An 18,004-nucleotide genomic window follows, 5' to 3' on the forward strand; every position below is an offset into this window, starting at 1 on the left:
TTCAAAGGATTAAAAATGATGTCTCAGATGCGTTAGTCTGACTATCAATTAAGTTTTTAAATGCTTCTTTCCTGATAGTCAGAGTGAATGAATTAAGATTAAAGCAAGCACAAAATGACTAAAAAGGAAAAAAATGAAAATCAAATCTCTACTTATAGCAAGTATTTTAACATTAACTCTTAATGCAAATGCGTTAGAAACCATCTCAGTTGCAGCTACGCCTGTCCCACACGCTGAAATTTTAGAACAAGTCAAACCCGACTTAGAAAAACAAGGCTATAAACTTGAAATCAAAGAATTTACAGACTATGTTTTACCTAATTTGGCTGTTGATAATCAAGAAGTGGATGCTAACTTTTTCCAGCACATTCCTTATTTGGAAGAATTTAACAAAAACAAAGGCACCAAGCTTGTCAAAGTCGCTGGTGTGCATATAGAGCCTATGGCTGTTTATTCTAAAAAATATAAAAGTTTAGATGATATTAAAGAAGGGGTTAAAATCGCTGTTCCTAATGACCCAACCAATGAAAGCAGAGCCTTAGACATTATCGCAAAAAAGGGTTTGGTTAAATTTAAAGATAAAGCCTTAAAAACTCCACTTGATTTAACCGACAATCCTAAAAAAATCCAATTTGTAGAACTTAAAGCCGCACAACTTCCAAGGGCTTTAGCTGATGTGGATTTTGCTGTAATCAATTCAAATTACGCACTCTCTGCGAATTTAAACCCTGCAAAAGATAGCGTATTTATCGAAGACAAAGAAAGTCCTTATGTCAATATACTTGTTACAAAACAGGGTCGTGAAAATGAAGCCAAAATCAAAGCCTTAGCCGATGCTTTACAAAGCGATAAAATCAAGCAGTTCATACTCGAAAAATATGACGGCTCCGTTTTACCTGCTTTTTAATTTCGTCCCTTTTTTAAGGGACTTTACTCAAAGGAATTTTTATGAAATTGTTTAAAATTGTTTTATTGATTTGTATTCTTAATTTATCCAGTGCATTGGCAAAAAGCATTAGCATAGGAGCTACGCCCAATCCTTTTGCCAGTTTATTAGAGCTGATGAAAGATGATTTTAAAAACAAAGGATATGAGCTTAAAATCATAGAATTTACAGACTATATCCTGCCTAATCGTGCCTTAGAAGAAAAAGAACTTGATGCCAATTTATATCAACACAAGCCTTTTTTAGAAGCCTACAACGCACAAAATAATGCAAAGCTAGTTGTAAGCACACCTGTGATTATAGCACCTATGGGAATTTATAGCAAAAAAATCAAAGACTTAGAAGAGCTAAAAGACGGAGCCAAAATCGCCATACCCAATGATGCGACCAATGAAAGCAGAGCTTTGGAGCTTTTAGAAAAAGCAAACCTTATAGAATTAAACCAAAACACCCTAAAAACCCCGCTTGACATAAGCAAAAATCCTAAAAATCTTAAATTCATAGAGCTAAAAGCTGCACAATTACCAAGAGCTTTAGATGATGCGGATGTGGCTATTATCAACTCTAATTACGCACTAGGAGCCGGATTAAATCCTAGTAAAGATTCTATTTTTAGAGAAGATAAGGATAGTCCTTATGTCAATTATGTTGTAGTGCGTTTTGAGGATAAGAATAGTGAAAAAACTAAGGTGATTGATGAAGTTTTAAGAAGCGATAAATTCAAAGCTCTCATCAATGAACGCTATAAGGATATTTTAATTCCTGCTTTTTAAGGAGTTTTGTATGAATATCAAAAAAGCATTATTTGGCATTTTATTGCTGATAAATTTTAGCTTTGGAGCGGATAAAACCCTAATTATAGGTGCAACCCCAACGCCTTATGCTGAAATTTTAACCTTCTCAAAACCTTTATTCAAAGAAAAAGGCTGGGAGTTAGAAGTGAAAGAATTTAACGACTATAACATACCCAATATAGCTTTAAATGAAAAAGATTTGGACGCAAATTTGTATCAACATCAACCTTTTTTAGATGATTTTAACACTCACAAAGGAACAAAATTAAGCTCTTTAGGTGCTATTGTTTTAGTTCCTATGGCTATATATTCTAACTCCATAAAAGATATAAAAGATATTCCTAATGGAGCCAAAATCGCTATACCTAATGACGCAACCAATGAAAGCAGAGCGCTTGATTTGTTAGCTAAGGCTAATTTAATAGAATTTAAAACCCAAAGCACCCTAAAAACCCCGCTTGACATAAGCAAAAATCCTAAAAATCTTAAATTCATAGAGCTAAAAGCCGCACAATTGCCAAGGGCTTTAGCTGATACGGATTTAGCTATTATCACTACAAATTACGCTCTTGGTGCGGGATTAAACCCCTTAAAAGATGGAATTTTTATAGAAGATAAGGACAGCTTATACGCTATTGTTTTAGCGGTAAGACAAGGCGAAGAAACAGAGCCAAAAAGTCTTATCATCAAAGAAATTCTTACAAGCGATAAGATTAGAGCCTTCATTACCGAAAAATATCAAGGCTCGGTTATTCCTATTTTTTAATCCCAAGCAAAGCCTTAATAAAGGCTTTGTTAAACTTAGAAAAGCTAAAATACCCCTATATAAATTCTTAGGATAAAAATGAAAATTCTTGTTTTATTTCTTATGATAAGTTTTGCTTGGGGTGCCAATTTAGAAGAACTTAAAATCGCACTAGCTAAAGAATTTAAAAACAATTTTCCCAAAATCATCATCACACAAATTGATTTAAAAATAGCCTCCCTGCCAAAAGATTTTGAGCAATATGAATTTTTAAGAATAGCCAATGGACGATTTAACCAAGCTCAAGGTTTTGTAAGAGCTGAATTTAAAACCCCGCAAAATATACAAAAAAATGTTTTTTTTAGATATTTCATTAGAGCCGATTTGGAAATATTAAAAAGCGAACGAGCCATTAAAAGAGGGGATAAACTCGGTGCTTTTGATTATAAAACTATGCTCATTGACTTTGATAAGGTTCCACCCAATGCCCTAAGTCTTGATGATGTAAATCAACTCATAGCTAAAAGCAATATCAGCAAAAACACTATTTTAAAAAGCAATATGTTTAAAACCACAGCCTTAATACGCCGCAATGACCCCATCATAGGGGTTTTAAGCGATGGAAATATCGATGTTTTAGTTGAGCTTGTAGCCTTACAAAATGCAAATATGGGCGAAAGAATTCGTGCAAAAAACAAAGAAGGCAGGGTAATGCAAGGCATTGTTGTGGGGAAAAATAGGATGATAATACAATGAAAATTTTATTAGGAATTTCTGGCTCAAGCAGTGTTAATTTGGGACTAAAATTATTAAAAAATTTAGAAAATCACTGCGAGCTTTATTGTATTTTAACCCAAGGTGCAAAATTAAGCTACGAGGCTGAAAATAAAGAAAATTTAGAAAAGCTTTGTGAAAAAAACTTCAAAAACACCTATTTTTTAGATGATGGAAATTTAAGCCTAAGCGTAGCGAGTGGGTCTTTTGGTATAGAAAAAACCATTATCGCACCCTGCTCTATTTCAAGTTTAGCAAAAATTCACGCAGGTTTTGCCGATAGTTTGCTAACCCGTGCGGCAGCGGTTGCTTTAAAAGAAAGAAAAAGCTTGATTTTAGCGGTGCGGGAAATGCCTTTTTCTACGCTAAATTTAGAACATATGCTAAAACTAAGCCAAATGGGAGCTATCATTGCAGCTCCTGTGTTGGCAAGTTATTCTGGGGCAAAAAATTTACAAGAATTAGAAAATTTTATCATAGGCAAATGGCTAGACCTTTTAGAAATAAAACATAATTTATATAAAAAATGGCAGAATTTTTAGTTTAAATTTGTTATATTTCTAAAAAAATTGGAGCAAAAATGACTTGTTTATATCCGGGAACCTTTGACCCTATTACCAATGGACATTTAGATGTTATAAAGCGTGCTTTAAAAATTTTTGATGAAGTCATCGTTGCCATAGCAACAAGCGAGCATAAAAAGCCCTTTTATGATTTAGAAAAACGCAAAGAACTCGCCTTGCTTGCTACGCGAAATTTAAATAGCGTTAAAATTATCACTTTTGATAATTTGCTTGTAGATTTAGCTAAGCAATTAAAAGTCAGCACGATAATCCGTGGGCTTAGGGCGGTAAGCGATTTTGAATACGAATTGCAAATTGGCTACGCTAATCATACGCTTTGGGAAGATATTGAGACCATTTATCTTATGCCAAATCTCAAAAATGCCTTCATATCAAGCTCCATTGTCCGTTCTATCGTAGCACACGGCGGAGATGTCAGCTCTCTTGTTCCAAAAGAAATTTTACCCCTTTTAAAGGATAAAGCTTGTATGTAGTGTTTGAAGGTATAGATTGCGTAGGAAAAAGCACACAAATTTCGCTTCTAAAAGAATATTATAAAGACGCCATTTTTACGCTTGAGCCGGGCGGAACCAAGCTTGGAAGACATTTAAGAGAAATTTTACTGAATAAAACTTATCCCATCAGTAAAAAAGCCGAGCTTTTACTTTTTTTAGCAGACCGCGCCCAGCATTTTGAAGAAATTTTAAAAACCCATCAAAACAAACTCATTATCAGCGATAGGAGTTTTATTTCAGGTATGGCTTATGCAAAAGACTTTGAAAATGATTTGCTTTTTGCCTTAAATAGCTTTGCTTTAGATAAATTTTTTCCACAAAAAATAATCTTTTTAAAGGGCGATGAAAAACTCATCAAAGAACGCTTAAGTCAAAAAGAACCCGATAGCATAGAAAAACGCGGCACCCAGTATTTTTTAAGCGTCCAAAATAAACTTGAATGTGTTTTGGATTTTTTAAATCAAAACATTCAAATTGAAATTTTAAAATTAAATGCTAGAGAAAGCAAGGAAAATTTACATCAAAAAATAAAGGAATTTTTACAATGATTAACGCCTTAAAAGGAATGAAGGATTTACTAGATAAAGATGCGTATTATTATGAAAAAGTGATTAAAAGCTGTGAAGAAGTGGCTAAAAATTATGGCTTTAGCTTCATAAACACGCCCCATTTAGAGCTTTGCACCCTTTTTAAAAGAAGCGTAGGAGAAAGCTCTGATATAGTAGGCAAGGAAATGTATGAATTTATCGACAAGGGCGAAAATCATGTTTGTATGCGTCCTGAAGGAACTGCTGGGGTGGTGCGTGCCTATATAGAAAAAAAACTCGATAAAAACACTAGTGTGAAAAGATGGTTTTATCACGGCTCAATGTTTCGCTATGAAAGACCGCAAAAAGGGCGTTTGAGAGAATTTCATCAGTTTGGGGTTGAAAGCTTTGGAGTGCAAAGCGTCTATGAAGATGCAAGTCTTATCTTAATGCTAGTGGAAATTTTTTCACGCTTAGATATTCAATTTAAACTCGTGATTAACTCTTTAGGCTGTTTAGAATGTATGCCAAAATATCGCGAAAATTTAGTGCATTTTTTAAATAGCAAAGAAGGATTTTGTGAAGATTGCTTACGCAGAAAAAGTTTAAATCCCATTCGTGTTTTGGATTGCAAAAACGAACATTGTCAAAATTTGCTTTTATATGCTCCGCTTTTAAATCAAAATTTATGCCCATCTTGTCAAAAAGATTTTGAAATTTTACAAAGCGTTTTAAAGGAAAATGGAGTGGATTTTGAAGTGGATTCTAAGCTGGTTAGGGGGCTGGATTATTATTCTAAAACAGCTTTTGAATTTATTAGCGATGAAATTGGCGCAAAAGCCGCTATTGCAGGGGGCGGGCGTTATGATGGCTTGGTTGAATATCTGGGTGGAAAAAGTGGTTTTGGCGTAGGTTTTGCTATGGGTATAGAAAGAATTATAGCCATTTTAGAGCAAAAAGAAGAAAGCTTAGAAAGAGAAGGGATTTATCTTTGTGCTATGGATGAAATTTACATCCACAAACTTTTAAATATCGCCACAAAGCTAAGAAAAAAACACAAAGTTCTTTTAAGCTATGAAGCAAGAAAACTCGCCAAACACCTTGAAAATGCGGATAAAAATAAGGCTGAAATTTTTCTTTGTATGGGAGAAAATGAAGCACAAAATGGAAATTTGTTTTATAAAAATTTGACAAAAAAAGAAGAAAAAATGATTAAAATTTCGCATTTGGAGAAGGTTTTATGATGAATTATGGCATTGATATTTGGGGAAATGAAAATTTCATTATCAAAAATGGCAAAGTTTGCATCAATCACGAAAAAAAACCTGCCATCATTGATATAGTCAAAGAATTAAGAGATGATGGGTATAAAGGACCTTTGCTTTTAAGATTTCCTCATCTCATTCAAAAACAAATCGAAAATATTTATGGAAATTTCAACAAAGCAAGAAAAGAATTTGGCTACAAAGGAAGATTTAATGCGGTTTATCCTTTAAAAGTCAATCAATATCCCGGTTTTGTTAAAAATCTTGTAAAACTGGGTAAGGATTATAATTATGGACTTGAAGCAGGTTCAAAGGCTGAACTTTTGCTCGCTATGGCTTATAATAACGAAAGCGCACCTGTAACTGTGAATGGTTTTAAAGATAGAGAACTTATCAATATAGGCTTTATAGCTGCTGAAATGGGACATAATATCACCTTAACCATAGAAGGACTTAACGAACTTGAAGCCATTATCGATATAGCCAAAGAACGCTTTAAACCAAAGCCAAACATAGGTTTGCGTGTGCGTTTGCACTCTGCTGGGGTTGGAATTTGGGCAAAAAGTGGGGGGATAAATTCTAAATTCGGTCTTACTTCCACTGAACTCATAGAAGCGGTTCATTTGCTAAAAGAAAACAAACTTTTAGAACAATTTACTATGATTCACTTTCATTTGGGCTCACAAATTACCGAAATTCATCCGCTCAAAAAAGCCTTAAATGAAGCGGGTAATATCTACACAGAACTTAGAAAAATGGGAGCTAAAAATTTAAAAGCTATCAATCTTGGCGGCGGTTTAGCTGTGGAATACTCGCAGTTTAAAAATGAAAAAAGTAGAAATTATACCCTAAGAGAATATGCTAATGATGTGGTTTTTATCTTAAAAAATATAGCCGAACAAAAAAAGGATTTAGAGCCTGATATTTTCATAGAAAGTGGGCGTTTTGTAGCAGCCAATCACGCTGTTTTGGTCGCTCCTGTGCTAGAGCTTTTTTCACAAGAATACGCAGAAAATAAACTCTTGTTAAAAAAGCAAAATCCAAAACTCATCGATGAGCTTTATGACCTTTATAAAAGCATAAAACCTTCCAATGCCTTAGAATATTTACACGATAGTATAGACCATCTTGAAAGTATTTTGACCCTTTTTGATTTAGGTTATGTGGATTTGCAAGACCGCTCTAATGCTGAAATTTTGACCCATTTAATCACAAAAAAAGCCATTTTGCTTTTAGGAGATAAACAAAACCCTGCGGACTTACTCGCTATACAAGATGAAGTGCAAGAAAGATATTTGGTAAATTTTTCGCTTTTTCAAAGTATGCCTGATTTTTGGGGGCTAGAACAGAATTTTCCCATTATGCCCCTTGACCGCTTAGATGAAAAACCAACTAGGAGTGCTAGTATATGGGACATTACCTGTGATAGTGATGGAGAAATTTCGTATTCTAAAGATAAGCCTTTATTTTTGCACGATGTGGATGTGGAGAAAGAGAATTATTTTCTAGGCTTTTTCCTTGTGGGTGCCTATCAAGAAGTGCTTGGAATGAAGCATAATCTTTTTACCCATCCTACTGAAGCTACTATTAGTATCGATGAAAAGGGCTATGAAATCAAAAGCATTATAGAAGCACAATCCATACTTGATACTTTAGAAGATTTAGACTATGATATACACGCTATTATGGATATTTTAAACGAACGCATTAGCGCTTCTAGGCTAGTCAATGAAAAGCAAAAAAAGCATATTTTAGGGGAGCTTTATCTTTTCTTAAATGATAATGGCTACTTAAAAAGCATAGGAATTTAAATGAATTTTTGGGGTGTTATAAAAGAAATTTTCTCAAACAAAAATATCTTACTTGTTATTCTTGCAGAAAACTTTTTTTTAATCACTCCAAAATATAACCACTCGGACTAATTTATAATTATTTTCTTTATAATACATAAAATTTTTACATATTATCACATAATAATTTTTCAAAAAATTGAATACAAAATTTCTCATTTTTTAAAATTTCACTCAATATTTTAAATCACTTTGAAGTTTTAGAATATTAGCAAGAAAGCAAAGTTTGCTTTCTTAAATTTTAATATAGTCTTTAAATTCCTTGTTTTCTTCTTTGCTTAACTTATTTAATATTTCTTCATTGATATTCTAAAATTCTTTATTTGCTAATACAATTGCTCTGCTTTCTCTGCTCTCTGCTCCGCTAAGTCTGCTTTGTGCTGTGTTTCTAGCTTCATCTGTATTTCTACTAAGACTTTCTGATAATTCTCTTTTAAATCTAATTGTTTGCAAGTTATCGCTAAGTCCCAAAGTAGCCATAGTGGAATATCTCTCATATCGTTTTGGGTCGCTAAGTGAAGATGATTTGCCAATCTCTCTAAGCTCTGTTTTGTCATTCTCCCTGATAATTCCTGTGGAATTTGATCTTGTATTATTTGCATTGTCATTTTATTTCTCCTGTTTTTGTCTTTTTATTTCTTCATTCTAAAAATTTTTTAAAATTATTTAAACCTAAAAATGATATTTTTATATTATTTTCCTTAGCTTAATCCAACAATTTTTATTAATATATTCTTTTTTATCATCACTTTTAATGGTATCATTTACACTCAAAAGACAGAGATTTAAAAATTTATAAGCCATTTTTAACTTTTATTCATCACAAAAAAGCCATTTTTTGCTAAAATTAAATAAAAAATATTAAGGATTAAAAAATGCTTACAAAAAGGTCTCAAGTTTTAGAAGAGTCTATCACTTTAGCCATCACTGCACTAGCTAGTGAGCTTAAAGCTAAGGGCGAGGATATTATTAGTTTTTCTGCGGGAGAACCTGATTTTGACACGCCACAAACCATCAAAAACGCCGCTGTGGCTGCCATTGAAAAAGGATGTGGAAAATACACTGCTGTTGCGGGAATTCCTGAAATTTTAAAAGCTATCCAAACCAAGCTTAAAAAAGACAATAATCTTGATTACGAAATAGGCGAAATCATCACAAATGTGGGTGCAAAGCATTCTCTTTTTGAGTGCATAGAATGCCTAATCGAAAAAGATGATGAAGTCATCATCCCTAGTCCTTACTGGGTAAGTTATCCTGAGATGGTAAAATTTGCTGGAGGAAAAGCTGTGTTTATAGAAGGCTTAGAAGAAAATGGCTTTAAAATTACCCCGGAACAGCTTAAAAATAGCATTACAAACAAAACCAAAATGCTTATATTAAACTCCCCATCTAATCCAGTGGGCTGCATTTATTCTAAAGAAGAGCTAACTGAAATTGCTAAAGTGCTAGAAGGAACGCAAATCATTGTTTTAAGTGATGAAATGTATGAAAAACTTCGCTATGATGGTTTTGATTTTGCAGCTTTTGCAAGTGTAAGCGAAGACGCCCTAAAACGCACTGTAACCATAAATGGACTTAGCAAATGTGGAGCTATGCCCGGATGGCGTTTTGGCTATATGGCAAGCAAAAATAAAGCTCTAGTTTCGGCTGTCAAAAGGCTTCAAGGTCAAAGCACTTCAAATATTTGCTCCATCACTCAATACGCAGCCATTCCTGCTTTAAATGGAGAGTGCGATGAAGATATAGAAAAAATGCGTCAAGCCTTTGAAAAACGCCGCAATCTAGCCTTAAGCATACTTGATAAAATTCCAAATATCAGCATTTATAAACCCGAAGGTGCTTTTTATCTTTTTGTCAATATACAAAAAATCGAAAAAGACTCTATGAAATTTTGCCAAAAATTGCTAGAGCAAGAAAAAGTCGCTGTTGTTCCGGGAATTGGCTTTGGTATGGATGGATATTTTAGACTTTCTTATGCAACAAGCGATGAGCTTATTCAAAAAGGTTTAGAAAGAATAGTTAGTTTCATTAAAAATTACAAATTCTAGGTTGAAAAACCTAGAATTTTCTTAGACTAACCCACAATAAAACCACCAAAACGCCTTAGGGTTTTTTAAATGCAGCATTCACTCTTTGAATATTGTCAAATTTATTCAAGCTAAGTCTTATTATAGAGTCTTCTAATCCACCTAAAGAATGTGCCACATTTGCTTCCAGACTTATCATATCCAAAGCATTTAATTCAAATTTTTCATTTTCCACTTCAAACCAAATTTTACCACTTAAAACCTGTACTTGTATAGCAAAATGGGCCTTATGCTCTTTCATTATGCTATCTTTAGCTAATAAAATTTGAATCTCTTTACCTTTTTCATTGTCAATTAAAACATTGATTTTTACTTCTTTTGGACTAAATTCTGCCCTATTCCATTGAATGATTTTCATAAAATCTCCTTTTTTTGGTTTTATAAAACTATAGCAAAAAACCAAAATACAGATTATAAACTTGTGTTAATTTATCCTTCTTTCCACCAAAAATCCTGTTTAAATTTAGCTCCTATTTCGTAAGTTTCACCCATTTTTGGCGTGATAAGGGGTAAGGATAAATTTTCATAAAGAAATTTTACTATCTCATTCCACGCGTGAGTTCCCGCTAAAAATCTCCCCCAATGTATAGGCATTACAGCTTTTGCGTTAAGTTCTTTTGCTTCTTTTAAAATTTGCTCAGGAAAAGAATGTGAAAAAGGCCAAGCAATATTAAATTGTCCACTTTCAAGACAAACCAAATCAAAATCTCCAAAATACTTACCTATTTTTTTAAAATGCGTAAAATACCCTCCATCTCCACTAAAAAACACTCTCTTATTTACACTTATAAATTCTATCACAAAAGAAGCCCAAAGGGTTTTGTTTTTACCATCGCCTCTGCTTGAGCTGTGCTGTGCAGGTGTTGCTATAATTTTTAAATCATCAAATTCTACCCCACACCACCAATTAAGCTCTATGATTTTTTTCTCACTTACGCCATAACTTTTCAAATAATTCCCTACCTTTAAAGGCGTAATAAAAAATTTAGTCTTATCTTTTAAAGCTTTTACACTCTTAGCATCTAAATGATCAAAATGTGAATGCGTGATAATAACAGCAAAAATTTCATTAAAATCATTTGCATTATAAACAGGTGCATTTTCAAAAGCCTTGTTAATAAAAGAAATAGGCGAAGCATGAGTGTTAAAAATAGGATCTATTAAAATTTTATATTCCTTAAAACTTACAAAAAGTGAAGAATGTCCAAGCCAAGTAATATGTGGAGTATCAAAATCACTCAAATTAGGTTTGCAAAAAGGTAGTTTAAAAGAAGGAATGGCATTCTTTGGGTAAAGATAATAATATCTCAAAATTTCCCTAAAAGACACTTTATGAGTTACAAGACTTTGCTCATTTTCATTGAGAAAAATTTCATATTTTTTACCCTGTGTTTTCTTGGCTTTTAGGCGTTCTGCATTAGAAATATCAAAGGTTTTAAAAAAATCTACACTCACAAACATTTATCCTTATTTTTGACAACTTTATGCTTTAAAAATCATTACAAACCATATTAAACATCGTATTTGCTATCTTGTCTTTAAATTCTATGTTTTGATTAAATTGTTTAAAAAGTTCTAAATTTAACTCCGAGATATCTTAAATTTTATCTTTCAAAAGTGTATCAAACTCAATACGAGAATTCTGCATATCGAATTTGCTAAAAGCTTCACGTATTCTTTCATTTTTTATTATATCATCTTTTATATTATATAGAATTTTAGTTATTTTATCACTTTCATTAAAGTCTATATTTGCATATTTGTTGTTAAAGTCTTTGATGATATTTGCAAGTTCTTTTAATTTAGTTTCAAGACTTTTGCTTGAACCATCTGCAAAAGAAGGCTTTAACTCTCCATTTCTTTGTAAAATAATATCTTGCGATTTAAGTAAGTCATTTAAAAAGATTACTCATATCAAGGGAGTTTTTATTTTGCGTGCTATAGTAAAGTTGGCGTATGGTAAAAAGGGTGTTTTACTCGTAGTTGTATAGGCTTTGCGTTTGTGTTGGTATTTGGCTTTAAAAGACTAGGTAAATCATCTGCTACACTCCATATAAAGTTAATAATGGGTTGGAATTGGCTTTGTTCCATAACGATTTCCTTGTATTTTTATTAATAATATTATATAAAATCACTACTAAAAAATATTTAAAAAAATAGAATTAAATTCAAGCCTTTTTAAAAGGCTTGAATAAAGATTTTAGAAGCTTACTCAACTTCAGCGTCAATTACATCATCATCTTTTTTCTTTTTATCATTAGCTGCATTTGGCTCATCTTTTTTATACATATTTTCAGCTAATTTATGAGAAACTTCACTTAAAGCTTTCATTTTGCTTTCAATTTCTTCCTTACTTGCATTTTGATTTTTCAAAGTCTCACGCAAATCATCAAGGGCTTTTTGGATATTCTCTTTATCATCGGCTGCTACTTTTTCGCCCAATTCATTTAAAGATTTTTCCACTTGATGGGCTAAACTATCGGCTGCATTTCTAGCATCCACAGCTTCTTTGCGTTTTTTATCTTCTTCTTTGTGAAGCTCGGCATCTTTTACCATATTATTAATCTCTTCTTCGCTAAGTCCGCTTGAACCTGTGATTTTAATCTCTTGAGCCTTGCCTGTTGCCTTATCTTTTGCAGAAACGGTTAAAATACCATTGGCATCAATATCAAAAGTAACTTCGATTTGTGGCATACCGCGTGGTGCAGGTGGAATTCCTTCAAGATTGAAATTTCCTAAAGATTTATTATCACGGCTAAATTCTCTTTCTCCTTGCAAAACATTAATCGTTACAGCGCTTTGATTATCTTCGGCTGTGGAGAAAACTTGCTCTTTTTTAGTTGGGATAGTCGTGCCTTTTTCGATAATCTTAGTCATAACTCCGCCCAAAGTTTCTATACCCAAAGAAAGTGGAGTAACATCAAGCAAAAGCACATCTTTAACATCGCCTTTTATAACCGCACCTTGAATTGCTGCACCGATGGCTACAACTTCATCAGGATTTACGGATTTATTTAGCTCCTTAGCAAAAGCTTTTTTCACTTCTTCTTGCACTAAAGGAACACGAGTAGAACCCCCTACCATAACGATTTCTTTAATTTCATCTTTTTTAAGCCCCGCATCACTTACTACTTCATTGATTTTAGTGATGGTCTCGCTTACAAGCTTTTCTATCATACTTTCAAATTTAGCTCTAGTAAGTTTTTTTACCAAGTGTTTTGGACCGCTCGCATCGGCTGTAATGAAAGGCAAGTTTATCTCTGTTTCATTGGCAGAACTAAGCTCTTTTTTCGCATTTTCTGCTGCTTCTTTAAGGCGTTGCAAAGCCATCACATCGTTTTTTAAATCAATGCCTGTTTCATCCTTAAATTCGCTAGCCAAAAAATCGATGAGTTTATTATCAAAATCATCACCACCCAAGAAAGCATTCCCCCCGGTTGCCAAAACTTCTACGACATTATCGCCCGTTTCAAGCACGGTTACATCAAAGGTTCCCCCACCTAAATCATAAACGACTATTTTTTCACTATCTTTTTTATCAAGCCCATAAGCTAAAGCCGCTGAAGTAGGTTCATTGATAATCCTTAAGACATTAAGTCCTGCTATGGTTCCAGCTTCTTTTGTTGCCTTTCTTTGGGCATCATTAAAATACGCAGGCACGGTAATAACCGCATCCACAACGCTTTGTCCTAAAAAGGCTTCAGCGTCTTCTTTAAGCTTCATCAAAACCTTAGCCGAAATTTCCTGTGGGGTGTAAATTTTACCTGCAATCTCAATCGCACAAGCACCATTTCTCTCAGTGATATGATAAGGAAGTCTATTTTTAGCTTCTTTAGCCGCATCTTCGTTTATCATCAAACCCATAATTCTTTTAATAGAATAAATAGTTTTTTCGGGATTAGTTACGGCTTGGCGTTTTGCACTATCGCCCACTAAAACCTCGCCTTTGTCCGTAAAAGCTACCACAGAAGGAGTTGTATTTTTGCCTTCTTTATTTGGGATTACTTTACTCTCGCCGCGTTCATACACAGCAACACAAGAATTGGTTGTTCCTAAATCTATACCTATAACTTTACTCATTTTTTATCCTTTCAAATTTATTTTATTAAAATTTTATCTATTTGAGATAATGATCGTATTCTCCATTTGCAATTCTCCAAGCACACATATAAAGAGCGGAACCGGATCTTTCTTTTCCGGTATTCTTAAAGTGAATTTCGGCATACTCATTTCCATCTTCGTATGTTTGAAAAATTCCATTTTTATCTGTATAATCCTTAATAGATATAATTTCCTCTTTGGTATAATTTTTTCCGCTATCTTTTTTTTGCTTCGCCATTTTTTATCCTTTCAAATTTATTTTGCTACGCTAACTTTGCTCGGGCGAATCACTCTACCTGCTATTTTATAACCCTTTTGAAGCACAGCAACCACTTCGCCACTTTGATGGTTTTGGCTCTCTACATGAAACATTGCTTCGTGTAAATTAGGGTCAAACTCTTTTTCTTCTTTGATAAGAGCCACTCCGTGCTTTTCAAGTTTTTTAAGAAACAAATCTAAAGTATTTTGCACTCCTTCTTTGATTTTTAAGCTAATTTCATCCTGACACTCCACATTTACAGCCGCTTCTAAAGCGTCTAAAACATCAAGCAAGTCTTTTGCAAAGCTTTCATTAGCATAAGCCATAGCACTTAGCTTTTCTTTTTCCATTCTTTTTTTAATATTTTCAAATTCAGCATTTGCACGCATATATTTGTCTTTTAATTCATCATAATCTTTTTGCAAGGTATTTTGCTCTCTCTCATCGATATTTTGCAAATTTTCATCCTGCAAATTTTCAGAACTTTGTGCGTTTTCGTTTTCAACTTTTTGCTTTTCTTCGCTCACGCCGCCTCCTTTATATATTGTAATATTTTTTTATAATCCGTATAAACACTACCTGCTAAGATAATATTTACATCTTCGTCCAAAAACCGTGCATCCACCTTGAGCCCCATAAAACCTTCTTTAAATAAAGGTTCAAATTCAAGACTTTCTTTAAAATAACGATGAACACCACAATCTAAGAGCTTAACAAATTCATCATTTTGATAAATTTGATAAGCTCTTTTTTCATTGCTTCTACAATAAATCAGATTTTGCCTTAAACTTGTTATCTTTTCTATAAGTTCCACAAAATGAACCCTAAAAGCTATTTTTTCTATACTAAAAAGGTCAAGTCCTATAAGACTTTGCAAAAAATCCAGAGTCTGTTTTTCATACTTTAAAACAAGCTCTTCTTCTTTAAAATCAAGCACTATAAATTTAGCATTAAGTTCAAGCACATCTTCAAGCATTAAACTCCTGCCCCCATAAATAAGGCAATAAATTTCAAACTCCCTACTCAGTTCTTTTAAAAAATTCTCATTTTTAATATTTATATCTTTATCCTGTTCTTTTTCCCAGAAATTTTGCCAATAATTTTGCATCGTCAAAATAGTAGGAATTCTGCCACTACTTATATGAAGCTGAGTAATCAAACCTTCATCGCTTAGCCTTTTAAGATAAACGCGTATAGTTGAAGCAGGAATACAAAGATTTAAATTCAACTCACTTGAGCCAATGGGAGCGTTGCCTAAAAGATAGGTTTGGATAATAGAATCTAAAATCAAATCCTTTTTATCTCTGCTTTTCATCACTCTTTCCTTAAATTTTTAGCACTCTATTGTTTGATTGCTAGGAGTATTATACAACATTGAGTGTTATTTTGTCAAGTATATATATAAAAAATTTTACTTAATTTTATTTAGTCTATATGACTAAAGTTTTATTAGTTAGTTTTATACAAGAAATAAAAATAGCTTTAATAAAAAATAAGATAAGAATAAGAAAATTTGGGATAGATATTAAGCCCAAATTTTAATTAAATCAGCGATTTTTTCGTAGCTTGTAGAATTTGTATCAAAATAAGTTTGTTTCATTTCTCCAACAATTTGTCCAAGATTTTCATAATTTAATCTGCTCGCCTCTTCTGGCTTTAAGCCTAGCATTTTCGCACTTCTTTGTTTAAATAAATCTACAAAACCCTCATAAAAGATTTTAAATTTATCTGGATTAAAAACAAGTTTTTTATCCCCTGTTTCTTTATCTTCAACTTCATCAAAAATTTTATCGGACAATTGCATTTTAAGTAGAGCTTTTTCATCTTCACTTAAATCATCATATTTTACACCTTTGCCTAGTTTATCTAATATATCTTTGATTTCTATCGTATTAGTTTGACCAAACTTAGTTAAAGCCAATATACCAATGCTTTCACTCCATCCTTGCACAGGTGGCTTGCTCTTGACCATCTGCATACCTGTTTCACTAAAACTAAGTTCGCCATTAAAATCACCATCCTGCCTTACCATTTTATCAAGCTCCAAGCCTATGGTTCTAGCAGCATAATCCGTGTCTTTAGTATTACTTGGGCGTAGCTGTCTAAATTCTTGCCCAAAGCCAAATAAAGTGTCAGCATTGGCATTTAACTGAGTGTAAGATTGAACAAAAAGCCCAAGGCTAGTCTCTTGTGCTACAAAACCACCCTTTACATCTTCAAGCTCGTAATCCTCCAAAAAACCATCATCATTCCTATCACTAGCCCTATAAGCTCTAGTATAAGCTATATCAGCATACCATCCAGCGATAAATTTTTCAGCTTTTCCACTTAAAATATAAGAACCATCGAGTCTTTTTGTCATATCATCATTACTAAATTCCACGCCCATTTTGTTGATGGCTTGGGGACTTAAAGCACTGCGAACGAGTTTATTAGTAATGGGGTCTCTAAAATATATGCTTACCATACCTTTCTCAGCATTTTTGACCTTAACGCTGACTTTTTGATTAAACACCTTTTCATCTTCTAATCTTTGAAGCATACTTTGAGCCACATCTGTTTTTTGCTTATCCAAGGAAGTGGGATTTTCATCTTTTTCATCTAAAACTCTTGGTTTTAAATTCAATTTAAAAGACTTAAAAACACTGGCTTGTTGGGGTGATTTTGATATGGGTTGGAAATTATTAAGAAATTTTGTGAAATCCATTTTCGATGCCTTCTAAAATTTATGACATCTTTTCGTTAATATTGCTCTCGAATTCTACCCCACTCAAACTTAAAAAGCTTTAAAAACTTACCATATAATGCTTTTATCTTATAAATCACATTCTTTTTAAAACAAGCTTTCAAGTCTGAACTTATCATTGAATTTAAATAAACCCATAAACTTTTAAAATCATGAATTGAAATATTTAAGCAAACAAAACTTGAAGCAAAAACAAGTTTGATAATAAATTTAAAACTCTTTAAATTTTTAAGTCTTTTACTATTTGCTTGATGAAAATTGTTTTTTAAATAAAATCATTCTAGCTTTAAGCAAAGCAGATGTAAAACTTATACGAAAGCATTTTAGGGCTTTTATATAGCTAGTTGTTTTTTAAACATAGCTATTTTTTAATACAACTTGCTTTTAAGCTTTAAAAAACTGAAATATCTCTGTTTTATTAAAAATTTTTATTAAAAATGTTTTTTTTGAAGTGATTTTATAGAATAAGGCTTATTTAAAGGCATTCTAAAGGCAAATTTAGCAATGCTTTTAATGGATAAGGATGCTAAAAATAGTTTAGATTTTAGCTTTTTAGAAAAAAGTTTTAAATCAATTTAACTAAAAACAAAGCAGTAATAATCAATTTAAAATCAAGTAATCTAAAGTAATAAAACTTAACTAAAAAACCTTAAAAAACAAACAATAAAGCTAAACAAGAAAAGCATTGAAGAAGTTTATCAAGAATAAAAAAGATAAATACTAACAAGTCCGCAATGAGCTACTTTCCCCCTGCCAGTAAGGCGTAGTATCATCACCCACGATGTGCTTAGCTTCTTGGTTCGAGATGGAGCAAGGCGTTTCCACATCTGTA

At 32.7% G+C, this 18,004-nt stretch carries 19 protein-coding genes, 1 rRNA gene and 1 pseudogene; 10 read left to right on the forward strand and 11 right to left on the reverse strand.

The genetic code is table 11. From position 1 onward, the window contains the following. Positions 1-133: 133 nt before the first annotated feature. From ACLL8X_RS04365 to speA, 9 genes are all read left to right on the forward strand, one after another. Positions 134-907 (forward strand): MetQ/NlpA family ABC transporter substrate-binding protein, encoded by a 774-nt coding sequence (locus ACLL8X_RS04365; protein ID WP_411989715.1) that lies wholly within the window; start codon positions 134-136, stop codon positions 905-907. Positions 908-948: 41 nt separating this feature from the next. Next, on the forward strand, positions 949-1,719 hold the full coding sequence (locus tag ACLL8X_RS04370) for a MetQ/NlpA family ABC transporter substrate-binding protein (protein ID WP_411989716.1): 771 nt from the start codon (positions 949-951) through the stop codon (positions 1,717-1,719). 10 nt (positions 1,720-1,729) lie between these two features. Beyond that, positions 1,730-2,506 carry a MetQ/NlpA family ABC transporter substrate-binding protein gene (locus tag ACLL8X_RS04375; RefSeq protein WP_411989717.1) on the forward strand — a complete coding sequence of 259 codons (777 nt, stop codon included), beginning with the start codon at positions 1,730-1,732 and terminating at the stop codon, positions 2,504-2,506. A 78-nt stretch (positions 2,507-2,584) separates the two neighbouring features. Further along, complete coding sequence (flgA, locus tag ACLL8X_RS04380) at positions 2,585-3,241, forward strand: flagellar basal body P-ring formation chaperone FlgA (RefSeq protein ID WP_411989718.1); 657 nt, start codon at positions 2,585-2,587, stop codon at positions 3,239-3,241. Continuing rightward, complete coding sequence (locus tag ACLL8X_RS04385; protein ID WP_411989719.1) at positions 3,238-3,801, forward strand: UbiX family flavin prenyltransferase; 564 nt, start codon at positions 3,238-3,240, stop codon at positions 3,799-3,801. Before flgA ends, ACLL8X_RS04385 begins: the two co-directional genes overlap by 4 nt. 38 nt (positions 3,802-3,839) lie before the next feature. Beyond that, complete coding sequence (gene coaD, locus ACLL8X_RS04390) at positions 3,840-4,316, forward strand: pantetheine-phosphate adenylyltransferase (RefSeq protein WP_411989720.1); 477 nt, start codon at positions 3,840-3,842, stop codon at positions 4,314-4,316. Next, positions 4,307-4,885: a dTMP kinase gene (gene tmk / locus ACLL8X_RS04395; protein ID WP_411989721.1), complete on the forward strand. Its 579-nt coding sequence runs from the start codon at positions 4,307-4,309 to the stop codon at positions 4,883-4,885. The genes coaD and tmk overlap by 10 nt, the downstream gene beginning before the upstream one ends. Then, positions 4,882-6,108 (forward strand): histidine--tRNA ligase, encoded by a 1,227-nt coding sequence (gene hisS / locus ACLL8X_RS04400; protein ID WP_411989722.1) that lies wholly within the window; start codon positions 4,882-4,884, stop codon positions 6,106-6,108. Before tmk ends, hisS begins: the two co-directional genes overlap by 4 nt. Further along, positions 6,105-7,940: a biosynthetic arginine decarboxylase gene (speA, locus tag ACLL8X_RS04405; protein ID WP_411989723.1), complete on the forward strand. Its 1,836-nt coding sequence runs from the start codon at positions 6,105-6,107 to the stop codon at positions 7,938-7,940. Before hisS ends, speA begins: the two co-directional genes overlap by 4 nt. A 348-nt stretch (positions 7,941-8,288) precedes the next feature. On the opposite strand, the gene ACLL8X_RS04410 is transcribed toward speA, so the two are convergent. Further along, positions 8,289-8,459, reverse strand: coding sequence for a hypothetical protein (locus tag ACLL8X_RS04410; RefSeq protein ID WP_411989724.1), 171 nt, complete (start codon positions 8,457-8,459; stop codon positions 8,289-8,291). A gap of 395 nt (positions 8,460-8,854) precedes the next feature. Here ACLL8X_RS04410 and ACLL8X_RS04415 point away from each other — a divergent pair, with 395 nt between their 5' ends. Beyond that, entirely contained in the window at positions 8,855-10,027 is a 1,173-nt protein-coding gene (locus ACLL8X_RS04415; RefSeq protein ID WP_411989725.1) for a pyridoxal phosphate-dependent aminotransferase, read from the forward strand. 55 nt (positions 10,028-10,082) lie between these two features. Here ACLL8X_RS04415 and ACLL8X_RS04420 read toward each other — a convergent pair whose 3' ends face one another. The 10 genes and pseudogenes from ACLL8X_RS04420 to rrf form a co-directional block, all read right to left on the reverse strand. Next, positions 10,083-10,424: a cupin domain-containing protein gene (locus ACLL8X_RS04420; RefSeq protein WP_411989726.1), complete on the reverse strand. Its 342-nt coding sequence runs from the start codon at positions 10,422-10,424 to the stop codon at positions 10,083-10,085. A gap of 71 nt (positions 10,425-10,495) precedes the next feature. Further along, positions 10,496-11,527 (reverse strand): MBL fold metallo-hydrolase, encoded by a 1,032-nt coding sequence (locus tag ACLL8X_RS04425; protein ID WP_411989727.1) that lies wholly within the window; start codon positions 11,525-11,527, stop codon positions 10,496-10,498. Positions 11,528-11,555: 28 nt separating this feature from the next. Beyond that, positions 11,556-11,951 (reverse strand): annotated as a pseudogene (locus ACLL8X_RS04430) (type I restriction endonuclease subunit R); the annotation flags it as partial. A gap of 53 nt (positions 11,952-12,004) precedes the next feature. Next, positions 12,005-12,157: a hypothetical protein gene (locus ACLL8X_RS04435; protein ID WP_411989728.1), complete on the reverse strand. Its 153-nt coding sequence runs from the start codon at positions 12,155-12,157 to the stop codon at positions 12,005-12,007. A 117-nt stretch (positions 12,158-12,274) separates the two neighbouring features. Beyond that, positions 12,275-14,146, reverse strand: coding sequence for a molecular chaperone DnaK (gene dnaK / locus ACLL8X_RS04440; protein ID WP_411989729.1), 1,872 nt, complete (start codon positions 14,144-14,146; stop codon positions 12,275-12,277). A gap of 37 nt (positions 14,147-14,183) precedes the next feature. Then, a complete protein-coding gene (locus tag ACLL8X_RS04445) occupies positions 14,184-14,405 on the reverse strand; it encodes a hypothetical protein (RefSeq protein ID WP_411989730.1) in 222 nt (73 codons plus the stop codon). Positions 14,406-14,422: 17 nt separating this feature from the next. After that, entirely contained in the window at positions 14,423-14,953 is a 531-nt protein-coding gene (gene grpE / locus ACLL8X_RS04450) for a nucleotide exchange factor GrpE (RefSeq protein WP_411989731.1), read from the reverse strand. Next, the gene (locus ACLL8X_RS04455) at positions 14,950-15,744 is read right to left on the reverse strand and encodes an HrcA family transcriptional regulator (protein ID WP_411989732.1); all 795 of its coding nucleotides are present in this window, start codon (positions 15,742-15,744) and stop codon (positions 14,950-14,952) included. The genes grpE and ACLL8X_RS04455 overlap by 4 nt, the downstream gene beginning before the upstream one ends. Positions 15,745-15,951: 207 nt before the next feature. Continuing rightward, positions 15,952-17,133, reverse strand: coding sequence for a hypothetical protein (locus tag ACLL8X_RS04460; protein WP_411989733.1), 1,182 nt, complete (start codon positions 17,131-17,133; stop codon positions 15,952-15,954). Between the two features lie 765 nt (positions 17,134-17,898). Continuing rightward, positions 17,899-18,004: ribosomal RNA gene (rrf, locus tag ACLL8X_RS04465) — 5S ribosomal RNA — on the reverse strand; the annotation flags it as partial.

The organism is Campylobacter parajejuni, assembly GCF_046764905.1.
In the GTDB taxonomy this organism is placed as follows: Bacteria; Campylobacterota; Campylobacteria; order Campylobacterales; family Campylobacteraceae; genus Campylobacter_D.

What these genes read in the sequence shown, in the direction of transcription:
- ACLL8X_RS04365 (WP_411989715.1), top strand. Translation starts at nt 134, where the DNA reads ATGAAAATCAAATCTCTACTTATAGCAAGTATTTTAACATTAACTCTT.
- ACLL8X_RS04370 (WP_411989716.1), top strand. Translation starts at nt 949, where the DNA reads ATGAAATTGTTTAAAATTGTTTTATTGATTTGTATTCTTAATTTATCC.
- ACLL8X_RS04375 (WP_411989717.1), top strand. Translation starts at nt 1,730, where the DNA reads ATGAATATCAAAAAAGCATTATTTGGCATTTTATTGCTGATAAATTTT.
- flgA (WP_411989718.1), top strand. Translation starts at nt 2,585, where the DNA reads ATGAAAATTCTTGTTTTATTTCTTATGATAAGTTTTGCTTGGGGTGCC.
- ACLL8X_RS04385 (WP_411989719.1), top strand. Translation starts at nt 3,238, where the DNA reads ATGAAAATTTTATTAGGAATTTCTGGCTCAAGCAGTGTTAATTTGGGA.
- coaD (WP_411989720.1), top strand. Translation starts at nt 3,840, where the DNA reads ATGACTTGTTTATATCCGGGAACCTTTGACCCTATTACCAATGGACAT.
- hisS (WP_411989722.1), top strand. Translation starts at nt 4,882, where the DNA reads ATGATTAACGCCTTAAAAGGAATGAAGGATTTACTAGATAAAGATGCG.
- speA (WP_411989723.1), top strand. Translation starts at nt 6,105, where the DNA reads ATGATGAATTATGGCATTGATATTTGGGGAAATGAAAATTTCATTATC.
- ACLL8X_RS04410 (WP_411989724.1), bottom strand. Translation starts at nt 8,459, where the DNA reads ATGGCTACTTTGGGACTTAGCGATAACTTGCAAACAATTAGATTTAAA.
- ACLL8X_RS04415 (WP_411989725.1), top strand. Translation starts at nt 8,855, where the DNA reads ATGCTTACAAAAAGGTCTCAAGTTTTAGAAGAGTCTATCACTTTAGCC.
- ACLL8X_RS04420 (WP_411989726.1), bottom strand. Translation starts at nt 10,424, where the DNA reads ATGAAAATCATTCAATGGAATAGGGCAGAATTTAGTCCAAAAGAAGTA.
- ACLL8X_RS04425 (WP_411989727.1), bottom strand. Translation starts at nt 11,527, where the DNA reads ATGTTTGTGAGTGTAGATTTTTTTAAAACCTTTGATATTTCTAATGCA.
- ACLL8X_RS04435 (WP_411989728.1), bottom strand. Translation starts at nt 12,157, where the DNA reads ATGGAACAAAGCCAATTCCAACCCATTATTAACTTTATATGGAGTGTA.
- dnaK (WP_411989729.1), bottom strand. Translation starts at nt 14,146, where the DNA reads ATGAGTAAAGTTATAGGTATAGATTTAGGAACAACCAATTCTTGTGTT.
- ACLL8X_RS04445 (WP_411989730.1), bottom strand. Translation starts at nt 14,405, where the DNA reads ATGGCGAAGCAAAAAAAAGATAGCGGAAAAAATTATACCAAAGAGGAA.
- ACLL8X_RS04460 (WP_411989733.1), bottom strand. Translation starts at nt 17,133, where the DNA reads ATGGATTTCACAAAATTTCTTAATAATTTCCAACCCATATCAAAATCA.